Raw genomic sequence first — 12,446 nt, forward strand, 5'->3', positions numbered from 1 at the left:
TTGAAAGCGATTACAACAATAATCCCTATCTCACATGTAGTTAGGAAAGGCTGGTAAGGTAAGGGTTTGTACTGTAAGCAACCTTGAATCGTACAGAGTTAACTTGGGGAGTAAGGTTTCAGGAATATATCGTGGTAATAAGAACATTCCAGATGGGATGAAATTAAAAAAGCAGGACTGCATCTGCCGCAGACCTGCTCGATTTTACTTTTTGATGGAACGTGTCCAGAAGCCGCCATGGAACTGTTTGGGCTCCACGGTAATAACAAATGCTTTGGGGTCCAGATCGAGAATTGTCTGGTAGAGCAGTTTCTGGTTTTTTCGTTTTGCCAGAATCTCCATCACAAGCCGATCCCCATCACGTCCACTGCCCACCCATGCAGTAACACCATATCCTTTATCTCGCAGAGCATTCGCGACGTTGTTGCCCATCTGGTTACAGATGACTTTAACGGTAACATAACCGAGCGCGATCTTCTCTTCAATCCACGCACCAAGCAACACCCCAAGTCCATAACCCACCGCGTACACAATCAGGGCCGAAGGCTGAGTCAGGTATTGGAGCACAAGATTCAGACCGAGTACGTAGATCACAATCTCACCCATGCTGATCAGTGCGGCGATGTATTTCTGTCCTTTGAGTGTCAGAATCATCCGGAGTGTATAAGCGGATACGTACACAATCTGGATCAAAAAGATAAATACCAATATTTTAAACAATCACAATCCCTCTTTCCTGGCCTTCGCAACGGAATTGGCCCTTTGCTGCATATACTCGACGATTTCGTTTCATCTATGCTTCCTGTATGTTCGCTCTATCTCCATCATTGGACGTTATGCCCTCATTCTAAACGGTTGAATGTAAATCCGTAGGCACTTTCTGCTCTCTGGCATGCCGGAACTGCAATTATAGAACCGTTTGTACCGATTATCAACCCGGCGGAGGTCCCAGGGGCGAAAATGGGAGTCTTTGAATATGCTGTATCATCATAAAGCCAAGCACGCTCGCACAGGATATCAGGTCAGAACCAGGATGGATGGGTCAAAACAAAAAGGGGGTACCGTCATGCAGTTATGGCAGGAGATGGAGCGGGAAGGCATGGAGGAACTCATTTTTTGCCATGATGCAAATAGTGGATTGAGGGCGGTCATTGCCATTCATAACACGGTCCTTGGACCTGCGCTCGGCGGATGCCGCTACTGGACGTATGCATCCGAGGAAGAAGCTGTTCGGGATGCTGTAAAGCTTGCCAAAGGCATGACGTACAAAAATGCAATCTCCGGATTGCCATATGGCGGCGGGAAAGTAGTCATATGGAATGTGCCTTTAGTGAAGAATACAAAACCGGATGAGGATGGTTGCGGATCTCAAAGTGTTGAGCAGGTCGCTGGAGATCTAGGGGTAGAGCAGCAAAAGGGCGCTGCGGCTGAACGGAAAGTCGCCGCTGATGAGGGTACGCATCCACAAGATAAAAGCCTGGATACGGACGTATCCAAGCGGGCGCAGCGCTTTCGTGCACTGGGTCGTTGTCTGGAGCGGCTGAACGGGCGATACGTGACTGGTCTTGATCTGGGTACCACGGCGACAGACATGGACCAGATCCGACTGGAGACCGCACATGTGACGGACACCACGGGTTCGCTTGGGGCGCAGGATGACTTCACTGCCGAGATGACCGCCTACGGCGTACACATCGGCATTGTGACCTCGCTGCGCCAGCAAGGCATTGAATCTTTGCAGGGCATTCCCGTTGCCGTCCAGGGACTGGGCAAGGTCGGGTATGCCCTGTGCCGTTACCTGCATGCAGCCGGGGCACGGCTCATTGTGGCAGACGTTGTACCGGAGCGTGTACAACGTGCCCTTGTGCAGTTCAGCGGCGCCATCTCGGCCGATCCGGCCCATATCCACGCCGCTGACTGCAAGGTCTTCGCCCCCTGTGCCCTAGGGGGCGTACTGACCCCGGCAACGGTGGAGGAGCTGCGCTGCTCCATCGTTGCCGGGGCGGCCAACAACCAGCTGAGTGAACGACAGCTGGTTGCAGGCAGCATGCAGGCGCGCGGCATCCTGTACGCGCCTGATTATGTGCTCAACGCAGGCGGAATCATCTCCACCGCCTACGAGCTGGAAGGCGAAGGGCCTGACCTGATCCGCCAAAAGGTGGCGGGGATTGCAGGCACGCTGAGCAAGGTATACGCAGACGCTGCGCAATCTGCGATCTCCACAGCCGATGCAGCCGATCGGCTTGCAGAATTCATCCTCCGCTCAGGCCATAAGAAATAGGGCATCCAACCCTGCTACCTATGTATATTCACACCGCCCACACATTCTTCGTCACTCTAATGTTCAAAGCTATAGCATATCTGGAACTCATTATAGCTTCACTGGATTTCGACATTTCGACGTACTGAAAGAGAGCCTCCACTGCTTTACTCCATTCTAATGAATCTCTTACACCCTATTTGCCCCTTTTAGCATGGATCTAATATCTAACGAATCTCAGACACGTTATTGTGCCTAGATTGGTTCTTTTTCAAGCTAAATAACTACTTTTCCGAAGGATAGCGTTCCTGAGGTTCGTTAGAATTTATATTTCAGATTTTGACCCTGAATAGGTTGTCTCAGGTTCGTTAGCGCTGCGGCGAAGGTTTCTTTGGGGGTAGCATCACCTTTCAAAAAGAGCTAACCTAGACGTAAGTGTCCCGGTTAGCTCTTTTTAGTTCTTCTTAGCACTCTTAACTCTTCTAGGCTCTTATCACTTCGTCCTTCTACTTTCTAATCCTTATCGCTTTGCCTCTTGCTCTGGCTCTTTATTCTTCATTCTTCGGTGTTTAATTCATGCTTCTCTGGTGCACTGTACTCTAATCTCTTACTTCTCTAGAACGTTGACCCTTTGGCTCATTTTTTTCCAATCGCTCTCTGTACGGATTACATTAAGTTTTCTTGTAAACCGTCCCTCTCAACGTAATCCACCCTCTTTTCTTTCCTTCTTTTACTACTTTACTTCAGTCCTTCTTTTACTCTTTTATTCTTCAGTTCTGCTGCAACTTCTCAAACTGCAACCGACCTCTTCTTCGCTGTCTTCTTCTCTCGAAACAGTAGCGTCCACAGCAACACATTCGCTACGATCAGTAGCGCACCATAGATCCATACGCCCCCTGACACCGAACGGAAAAAGACATGGACTCCCCATAACATGGCAAGCACAGGAAGGGCGGCGAATACATACCAACCATCACTTTGCTGCGCCATACTAAAGGATTGGGAGAACGGTGGCTTACGCAGCAACAACTTGCCTGCCAGTGGGACAAGCGCCGTAGCCGTCAGCATAATAATCGCAATATCCGGCATTATCCGTGATCCAAATGTCCAGGTAAACAAAATGGCATTTGCCAGAAATATAGGCAGGAACATGTTGCATAAGAATGCCTTTAGAGCTCCTTTATATAACGCGCTATCATTTGCCATCGGTGCAGCGCGAAAGGTCCAGAACGCCTTGTATTGTCCCGAAAATTTCAGCATGACTACAACCGTTACAACCAGCATCAGCACGATGTAAAAGGTGTATACAAACGAACTTTGTCTAAACTCCGCCCAACTAGAAGATTGCAATTCAGTAAACCAAAATACATAAGGTAAAACAAATGATAAACCAAGCGATGGATACACCTTCAGCTTGAATTCCCGTTCATTACGCATCATGCTGGCTGACAGACGGAAGCAAGCCTGCTCCTCTCTCGAACGACTGACCACCTTGGAGATCAACCGATCCCATCTTCCACGTCTGCGTCCGGAGGACTGACCCGAATGTGCCATTTTTTCCAAATACAATTCAAAGGAAGGCATAAGCTTCACATATACGATCATACTCACCACAGGAACCAAGACTGCAAGTGCTGTGAACGTATAGATCCACACATTCCCGCCCCCTGCAAATAACCATTCATATGCAGCCGCATACCATAACGGAGGCAACAGCAACTGCCACCAAGCCGGGGTAAATACCATACCAAAATCAATAATGCTGAACGAACGAATGACCAGCTGATAACCGATCGCAATCCCCACGGAAAGCAGAATTTGCACCATATTGATCATATCCTTCAGCTTCTCACCATCCAGAAACTTCATCATGAACAGATAGATCAGAGACGTTGTCACCAGAATCAGCATATTGATCAGAATCAGTTCCACAAGGAAGATCAGAAAGAATCCGATCCCATGCGTTACCAACGCAGCAATTAGCGGTATACCGGTTAATGAACCTGTCAGTAATAGCAGGTATACGCCCGCATGGATGGCTCGGGCCATCCCCACCGTTCGCCCATTAACAGGCTTCGTCATAATGATATTACGATCACGAATGTCCAGCAGCACGGAGGAAAAATCTGAGATCATAGACGTCATGATCATAAACATTAAGATGCCAAACACAAGGCCCATCTGAAGCATGAAATGCCCCGTATCCCAGACGATGAAGGGAACCATCATCAGTCCCATTAATCCATACAACCACAGGGATCGAAGAAACTGATTACCTTCCTTGCGCTCCTTTTTCCCTGAATTGTTGGATAAAATGGTAGGTACTCTGCGTTGATCCATCTGGAACTTCACTCGCAAGATCAGGCGCAGTACATCATAATCCGCCCCTGTTTTGGCGATAAGCGGACGAAAGCGATCCAGAATCTTGAGCGTGCGGAAGTCAGAGGATTCCTCCATATCAGTACACCTCCTGCACAATCGATACAAATCGCTCAGCAATGGCTTTATGTTCATTGAAGCCTGTCAATTGATTGAATACTTCCTCCAGCGTACCTTCCATGGATTGCTGTTGGAGCTGCTTGAACGTACCGTCTGCCACTACGCGTCCTTCAGCAATCAGTACAATTCGACTGCTGATCTTCTCCACCACATCCATGATGTGTGACGAATAGAAGATGGTTGTGCCTTTGGCTGACAATTGTGACAAAATCTCTTTGACCACCATCACACTATTGGCATCCAATCCGCTGAGTGGTTCATCCAGGAACAACAGATCCGGGTCATGCAGCAGCGCAGAGATCAACAGCACTTTCTGACGCATACCTTTGGAAAAAGAGGCAATGCGGGAATGATATGATTTTTCCATTCCAAAACAATCCATCAATAGCTTGGCTTTGTAATCCGCATCCTCATAGGACATACCGTATAACTCTCCCGTAAAAGTCAGATACTCCGCAGGCGTTAATTGTTCGTACAATTCCGCCACCTCCGGAACATAGCCGATTCTGCGTTTATACTCTACATCGCCATCCGCAATATCTTTACCAAAGATTCGCACCGTGCCTACATACCCTTCAACCAGCCCGAGTAAAATCTTAACCGTCGTACTTTTGCCAGCCCCGTTTGGACCAATATATCCAATCATCTCACCGCGATTTACTTCCAGATCGATGCCGTTCAGCACATAACGTCCGTTGTATCTCATACGCAAGCTTTCAATTGATAGCACTTGTTGTTCACTCACTTCGTTATCCAGCTCCTGTCTCTATCTTTTTCTACAATTCTACTAGTTTACCACAGATTGGGATGGTAATGATCGGAAATAGGTCACGATATGAGCCATCAACTGGATATCCCTTTCGAGTAAGAGCATCACGTAACAAGCGCGAACACATCACAAAGCCCCTGTCCCACCTTATGGTAAGAGACAAGGGCTTCCACTTTATGTTGAATCTTATTTTCTAATATCTAAAAGTCTTACTGCACCTTAACAATCTGAAAATGTTGATTCGTGCCGCCATTATCCGTCCACTGGATGGCCGCAGCCCCATCTGCCAGGGATTGACTGGAGATATCCAATACTTTGCCTGTACTGCGGTTCTTCAGTTTATAATAACCACCACCTACATGGACGAGCTGCCATTGCTGACTGGCCCAGCCACCATCATTCCACTGTTCAATGACAGCCCCATCGGTCGTGGCACCATTCTCCACACCAATTAGCTTGCCACTGGAACGGTTGATGATTTTGACATAACCGCCACCCGCATCGGTAATCTGCCACTGTTGACTTGTCATCCCCCCATCTGCTCGCTGCTCCAGGTCCGCACCGTTGGCGGAAGAACCCCCAATGACATTTAGCAATTTGTTACTCTTACGACTAATCAGCTGATATGAAGCATTCGGGTCCCAGACATCCGGTGTACTCACTCCGGTCACAGTCCCTGTTGCTGTATCAATCGTAATACTGCTGGCCCAGTTCATCGCCAGACTGGTTGCACTCGGGAATGAAAGTGGCAGCCAGACATACTTGGAATCCTGCACCGGTCCGCTCCATGCACCAGCCCAGCGATCACCCATGTAGAGATAGGATGTGGTCTGTGAACCTTCTACTGGAACAACATAGGTGGATTGAGAACCATACGTTGTGCTGTCTCCAAAATTGCTAAGCCCGCTCCATGTGCCTGTAATGCTGGAGGCTGTCGCATATTTGGCCTGATTTGGATTCCAGCCGGTCGCACCCGAGGTGATCAGGAAGTAGACGCCGTCTTTTTTGAATAGAGCTGGTGCTTCACGATATTGTCCAGGCCACAGTGTTGTGACAAGGGATTCCACACCCAGGAAATCCGGGGTCAGCTTATATATATTCAGATCAGCATTCACTCGGGTCGCAGAGATCAGATAAGCGGTTCCGTTATCGTTGTATACCGTCATGTCTCTGGAATCATACCCAAGTGGACGATAACTGCCCACATATGTGTAATTGCCATCCACCGTATTCGAAGTAGCTACCGCCACTCGGGCCTCGCCATAATCCAGACCATTCTCCTTGTGCATCCACAGCACATATTTGCCGGTAGCACTGTTGTAGATGACCTTTGGGCGTTCAATGTTAGAGATATTTAGCTCGGCTGCCGAGCTGCTGGTCAGCACATCATTACGATACTCCCAGTTCTTCAGATCCGATGAACGATACACGGACACTGCCTTGAACGTTCCATTCGTATTACGATTCTCTCCAAACCAGTAATAATACCCATTTGCCTTAATCATCCCGCCCCCATGAGCATGAACGACATTGCCATTGGTATCCTTGAACTGTATCCCGTTCGTTACACTAAGTGGAGCAGCTGAAGCATTCGGTCCGGGTGCAAGCAGCATACCTATTGATTGCAGCGCCAAAACCAAAGCAAGCAGATAACTTAAGCGGCGGGTAAAGCGACGTGAATGTGTATTCTTTTTCAACCATCCATCGTTCATAGCCATATCGTAATGCACCTCCATGTTTTTTGTGAAGCGCTTACATAAAATAAAATCGATATGTCTTATCTGCCTCCGATCGATGATGCATTTCAGCATTAGAATTCCTGGCAATACTGGCTGGGCGTTCACCTCCCTGATTCCGATTGTATCCGCCACGTTCCTGCTCGAATAGTGAACAATCCGGCGGAAGATGTACAATTTCATACTCCGCTCTCTCTCCATCAACAACAAAAAGACGCTTCCCCCGAAGCGTCCTCTGCTATACCTGCCTTGCCCCTCCATGATGTAACGATCTCTAGCTGTGTGCGGCTGTTCATAGGCAGGTTTTTATATGATGTTTTATCGGCGTATACTCACCCTTATTGCTTAATCTTGGTCGTCAAAATCCTGGTCAAACGATAACACTTTACCTGTGTTGGCATCGATATCTACATCTGCTTCACCTTGAGCAGTTCTCAGTTCGATCTCATACACATAGCGACCATCATCATGATCCAGCTCGACTTTGGTTACTTTACCACCCGTAACTTGTTTCAACGCAATGTTTGAAGCCTGGGATGCCGTCAATTTGACCTGCTTGGAAGTAGAGTTATTAGATGTGTTGCCTGTTACAGTACCTTTATAATCGTCGTCATCATCGTAGTCTTCATCATTCACGACCGCAAGGATTTTGCCTGTATAAGCATCCAGACGAACGACAACATCATTGGTTCCTTTTCTGTCGATCTCAACTTCATAGAACGTTTGGCCGTTTCTACGCTCCAGATCCACGTCATCCACTTTACCATCGGCTGCTTTTAACGCCAACGCTTTCGCTTGGGATGCATTCAGCATTTTACCTGTGCTGTTCTGATTCTGTGTTGCAGATTGTGTTGTTGACGTTGGTGTAGTTTGCACCGATTGTCCGTTCACATTCCCGCTAGCCGCTACGGCTGATCCACCAAGTAATACTGCTGCTGACAAGCTACCAATCCAAAGTTTATGTTTGTTCATCATCATCATTCATCTCCTCGTTGTTGTTTCGTTCTCGTCTACATTTATAGAATAACCTGCAGGAATGAGAGATCAGCGAGAGTTAGATTAGAATTTGATGAGAAAATGAAGAGAATGCTCATTTAATGAGTGTTCATTATGTATGTAATCTAAAAGAAATGAAAAAGATGACCCCAACATTAGGAATCATCTATCCAACAAGGTGTAACTCTATATTCAATGGATTCCTGTACAAATGTTAATCATCGTCCTCATCCCAAGTCACCGAACGAATTGCTCCTGAGATGGCATTCACTTGCACAATAGCCTCCCGGCCATCCTCCAAATCAATTTCAACCAGATAATATGGATTCCCGCTGTTAGTTCCACGCAGTTCGATGTCGTCCACTTCCCCCGGAACCTCCGCAAGTGCCTTCTGTTTGGCTTGTTTCTCGCTCAGAAACTGAGGTTTGGGATCATCCTTGGTTGGTTCAGTTGTCGGGGCTGCTATTGTTTTGGAAGCTATCGTCTCTCCCGTGTATGGATCAATCGTGAGTTCTTCACGACTGTTATCCTTTGCCTTCACTACCGCGGTGTATACCGGACTGCCTTGCTGCTCCACAAGTTCAAGCGAGACCAATTGGTTATCTGTCTGTTGTTTTAACAACGCCGTCTTGATCTGCTCGCGGCTCCATAACGTCTTCTCTTCCGCTTGCGGGTTCGACTCCAGCCGTTTAATGGAATTCACAGCAGCTGTAACGGCATCCACTTGCACATCATATAGGCCGGTCTCCGAACGGAGCTGCATGATATACGTCCCGTCCTTCAACGTCGAATTTACAATCTCTCCTGGATATTGATCAAGCACCGATTGTGCTGCCGCATCTGCCGTAAGTACCGCACCAGTCGATTGCCAAGGCTTCCACCACACCACAACTGCCACAATCAGCACAACGAGAAGCCCTGCACCCCACCAGAGTGACCTTCGCGATTTCGCCCATCCAATGTTCCCTTGTTCATGCCGTTTCATCTCCGGTGGTCGCTGCTCATGTTCTGTCATCACGTTTCCCCCTATGCACTCTCTTATCATCCCCAGTTGATCTGATGCTTATCAGTATATAAGAGAAGAATGAGAATTTCATGAGAGCGGCCCGTTCTGAACCGATAAAGGCAAAATAATCGAAGCCTCGGTGCCTTCACCCTCGGTGCTGGTCAGTTCGATCCGTGCTCCAACTGCCACTGCAAGCTCTTTGGCAAGTGACAATCCCAGACCTGAACCGCTTGCACCTAAGCTGCGTGTTCTGGCCGGATCAACCCGGTAGAATCGGTCAAATACCTTCTCCAGCTCGTCCTCCCGCATACCAATCCCGGTATCCACGATTCGAATACGGCACTCTTGTCCCTTGGCTTCAAGCCTGACTTCAATTGCATCCTCACTATACTTCCGGGCATTATCCAGCAAAATAAACAAAAGCTGCTTCAGCTTACTCTCATCGCTGATCGCCCAGATTGGACCTGGATCTTCACACCGGACTTCACGGTGATAGGCTTCGCGAAATGCACGTGTCGAGTCTGTAGCCAGTCTCGTGATATCCACACGCGCCAACTGCACATTCCACTGCTCTGGCTGCTTCGCAAGCAGTAACAGTTGCTCGGTCATCTCTCGCATGCGAACCGATTCGGACAGAATCGCTTCTACCGCTTCATCAAATACCTCGGGCCGCTCTTTTCCTCGTCGCTGTAGCAGACTGGCATAACTCTCAATAATAGTCAGTGGTGTTTTGAGCTCATGAGATGCATCGGATACAAATCGCTCCTGTCGCTCAAAGTTGGATTCGAGTAAATCCATCATCCGGTTAAACGTCTGTCCCATCGTTTTCAGTTCATCCTTCGATCCTTCCTCCAGTGGAAGACGCTTAAATTGGCCGCTGGACTGGATATCAGTCATCGTGCGTGTCATCTGCTGAATCGGTCTGGTCATTCGATTCGCCAGAATCCGGCTGGAGATAATGGCTGGAATGAGAGCAATAATCGTGACCGCCACAAGCACAGTTCGCAGTACAGACAGACGATTCTCCGTCTCTGCAATGCTCTCGGTGACTTGTACATTCACCACCTCGCCATCAGGCCAGATGACCGGGACTGATACCCACACATAACCAATCTGTTCAACTTGGGTATACTCCGATTTCTTCTCACTTTCGTACTTATAAGGCAGCTTGCTCAGCTGCTCGGAAGCTGCTGTTGTTGTCACCGGGGAACTGGTGCCGTCTTCATTAACAATCCGGAGCATGCCGTTCACAGGCGCGTAGGCCCGTAACAAGTCATCCGGCGGAATGGAGCCGGCAGACTGACGCACTCCTTTGACAATAGACTCCGCTTCCGCTTCCACCCGATTAACCTCGTTATCAATCGACATCCGTTCAAACACGATGTAGACCGACAGGTTCACCGCGATTAACAGCACAGCAAATAATACAGACGAATATCCGTAGATTTTACTGCGCAGGCTCATAACTGTTCCTTCAGGACGTATCCTACGCCCCGTACGGTATGTATTAAGGGCGGTGTGAATCCGTTATCCACCTTTTTGCGCACATAACGGATGTACACATCCACCACATTGGTATCTCCATAATAATCGTATCCCCACACGGCCTGCACAATCTGATCACGACTGAGCACCTGACGTTGATTTTGAAGCAGGTACACGAGCAGGTCGAACTCACGTGGAGTAAGCTCAATGGCTACACCATCTCGGGATACCTCTCGCGTTCCTTCATTTAGTTTCAACCCGGCAGCCGTCAACCAGCCCGCCTCAACTTCATCCTGATGCCCAGAAGAGTCATTCCCTGTATCAACAGGTGTAGAAGAAGCGGAAGAAACAACAGACGCCACTGCACTAAGCCGCAATGCAGCCCGAACTCTCGCAAGTAGCTCTTCAATCTGGAACGGTTTGGTGATGTAGTCATTGGCTCCAAGATCCAGGCCGGATACTTTGTCTTCTACAGAATCTTTGGCAGTGAGCATAATGATCGGGACCGTAGCATCTTTGGCCCGAACTCGCCGCAACACTTCAATTCCACTCAGACCAGGCAACATCACATCCAGCAGAATCAGATCCCACTGTCCTTCAGCATACTTCTCCAGTCCTTCTGTTCCACTACCAGCCTTGCCCACCTGATATCCCTCATACTGTAGTTCCAGTTCCAGCAGACGTGCTATTTTGGGCTCATCCTCTATGACCAGCACGGCTTCGTTCATGCAGCGCTCCCCCTCATCCCCATCATTTCATTCTCCCGTTATCTTACAATAACATCTACAATTTGCCCAAGGCATCTTCAACGGGATGCTCCCCGGCAACCAGATCAAAGGCCATCCGGTACGTCTTCTCTTCCTGCAAAGAAGCCACGATTACACGGGCTACATCTTCACGTGGGATGCTCCCCGGCTCCAGATCGGTTCCAACTGCAATCTTGCCTGTGCCTGGTTCATTCTTGAGACCGCCTGGACGTATAATCGTGTAATTGAGATCACTTGCAAACAATGCACGATCCGCATAATGTTTCGCCACGTAATAAGGCTTGATGGACTCTGACCATTTCTCCCGTTGATCTGCGCCATACGCACTGACCAGAATATATCTGGAGATTCCTTGCTGCTCTGCGGCTTCCATCGTTTTCACCGCACCGTCAAGATCAATAAGCAGTGTTTTGTCCTGACCGGTAGATCCGCCAGAACCCGCCGTAAACACAATGGCATTATGATCCTTCATTGCCTCAGCCAAGTCCTCCACACTACCCTCCAGGTCACCAATTACCACATCTGCACCGAGTTCCTTCAGTGCATCCGCCTGCTCCGGTTTGCGGATCATAGCCGTTACTTTATGTTTGCCTTCCTGTGCCAGCTGCTCCACCACAAACTTTCCGATTTGTCCATTTGCTCCTATAACTAAAACGTTCATACGTCATTCTCCTCTCAGTTGAACGGATGGCTTGTTGTTGCCCCCCGTTCCTTTTATTTAAAGATGCTCATCCTATAATTTAAACGAAAGCCGGCGCTTCTAAGCGCCGGCTTCATGTCCATGCCTGTTCAGTACCTCTAAGAAATGTGAAGTCTTCCGTTGTCCCATTAATATGCCATATCCCCTAGGTACTTTATACGCGACCTCACATTTGACCACTTCTGCCGCACCTTTTTTCATTCTGAATATCTGTTATCCTTTGTAATC

The 12,446-nt window shown here is 48.4% G+C and carries 10 protein-coding genes; 1 reads left to right on the forward strand and 9 read right to left on the reverse strand.

Going from position 1 to position 12,446, the window contains the following annotated elements; translation table 11 throughout:
- Nucleotides 1–204: 204 nt before the first annotated feature.
- Nucleotides 205–720: a DUF2179 domain-containing protein gene (locus MHH25_RS29390; protein WP_036606590.1), complete on the reverse strand. Its 516-nt coding sequence runs from the start codon at nucleotides 718–720 to the stop codon at nucleotides 205–207.
- A gap of 346 nt (nucleotides 721–1,066) precedes the next feature.
- On the opposite strand from MHH25_RS29390, the gene MHH25_RS29395 reads away from it, so the two are divergent.
- On the forward strand, nucleotides 1,067–2,281 hold the full coding sequence (locus tag MHH25_RS29395) for a Glu/Leu/Phe/Val dehydrogenase dimerization domain-containing protein (protein WP_340018733.1): 1,215 nt from the start codon (nucleotides 1,067–1,069) through the stop codon (nucleotides 2,279–2,281).
- Nucleotides 2,282–3,049: 768 nt separating this feature from the next.
- On the opposite strand, the gene MHH25_RS29400 is transcribed toward MHH25_RS29395, so the two are convergent.
- The 8 genes from MHH25_RS29400 to MHH25_RS29435 form a co-directional block, all read right to left on the reverse strand.
- On the reverse strand, nucleotides 3,050–4,717 hold the full coding sequence (locus tag MHH25_RS29400; protein WP_340018734.1) for a hypothetical protein: 1,668 nt from the start codon (nucleotides 4,715–4,717) through the stop codon (nucleotides 3,050–3,052).
- 1 nt (nucleotide 4,718) lies between these two features.
- Nucleotides 4,719–5,504, reverse strand: coding sequence for an ABC transporter ATP-binding protein (locus MHH25_RS29405; RefSeq protein WP_036606587.1), 786 nt, complete (start codon nucleotides 5,502–5,504; stop codon nucleotides 4,719–4,721).
- Between the two features lie 233 nt (nucleotides 5,505–5,737).
- A complete protein-coding gene (locus tag MHH25_RS29410) occupies nucleotides 5,738–7,246 on the reverse strand; it encodes an RICIN domain-containing protein (protein WP_340018735.1) in 1,509 nt (502 codons plus the stop codon).
- A gap of 363 nt (nucleotides 7,247–7,609) precedes the next feature.
- A complete protein-coding gene (locus tag MHH25_RS29415) occupies nucleotides 7,610–8,245 on the reverse strand; it encodes a PepSY domain-containing protein (protein ID WP_084650299.1) in 636 nt (211 codons plus the stop codon).
- Between the two features lie 229 nt (nucleotides 8,246–8,474).
- A complete protein-coding gene (locus tag MHH25_RS29420) occupies nucleotides 8,475–9,275 on the reverse strand; it encodes a PepSY domain-containing protein (RefSeq protein ID WP_036671624.1) in 801 nt (266 codons plus the stop codon).
- Between the two features lie 78 nt (nucleotides 9,276–9,353).
- Entirely contained in the window at nucleotides 9,354–10,730 is a 1,377-nt protein-coding gene (locus MHH25_RS29425) for an ATP-binding protein (RefSeq protein ID WP_339196037.1), read from the reverse strand.
- The gene (locus tag MHH25_RS29430) at nucleotides 10,727–11,479 is read right to left on the reverse strand and encodes a response regulator transcription factor (protein ID WP_036671627.1); all 753 of its coding nucleotides are present in this window, start codon (nucleotides 11,477–11,479) and stop codon (nucleotides 10,727–10,729) included. Before MHH25_RS29430 ends, MHH25_RS29425 begins: the two co-directional genes overlap by 4 nt.
- A 55-nt stretch (nucleotides 11,480–11,534) precedes the next feature.
- Nucleotides 11,535–12,179, reverse strand: a complete 645-nt coding sequence (locus MHH25_RS29435) for an SDR family oxidoreductase (RefSeq protein WP_036671628.1) — start codon at nucleotides 12,177–12,179, stop codon at nucleotides 11,535–11,537.
- Between the last annotated feature and the right edge of the window lie 267 nt (nucleotides 12,180–12,446).

Origin of the sequence: Paenibacillus sp. FSL H3-0457 (genome assembly GCF_037981725.1) — a bacterium.
GTDB lineage: Bacteria > Bacillota > Bacilli > Paenibacillales > Paenibacillaceae > Paenibacillus > Paenibacillus amylolyticus.

Coding starts and splice junctions, on each gene's coding strand:
- MHH25_RS29395 (WP_340018733.1), top strand. CDS start 1,067: ATGCAGTTATGGCAGGAGATGGAGCGGGAAGGCATGGAGGAACTCATT.
- MHH25_RS29400 (WP_340018734.1), bottom strand. CDS start 4,717: ATGGAGGAATCCTCTGACTTCCGCACGCTCAAGATTCTGGATCGCTTT.
- MHH25_RS29430 (WP_036671627.1), bottom strand. CDS start 11,479: ATGAACGAAGCCGTGCTGGTCATAGAGGATGAGCCCAAAATAGCACGT.
- MHH25_RS29420 (WP_036671624.1), bottom strand. CDS start 9,275: ATGACAGAACATGAGCAGCGACCACCGGAGATGAAACGGCATGAACAA.
- MHH25_RS29435 (WP_036671628.1), bottom strand. CDS start 12,179: ATGAACGTTTTAGTTATAGGAGCAAATGGACAAATCGGAAAGTTTGTG.
- MHH25_RS29425 (WP_339196037.1), bottom strand. CDS start 10,730: ATGAGCCTGCGCAGTAAAATCTACGGATATTCGTCTGTATTATTTGCT.
- MHH25_RS29415 (WP_084650299.1), bottom strand. CDS start 8,245: ATGATGATGATGAACAAACATAAACTTTGGATTGGTAGCTTGTCAGCA.
- MHH25_RS29410 (WP_340018735.1), bottom strand. CDS start 7,246: ATGGCTATGAACGATGGATGGTTGAAAAAGAATACACATTCACGTCGC.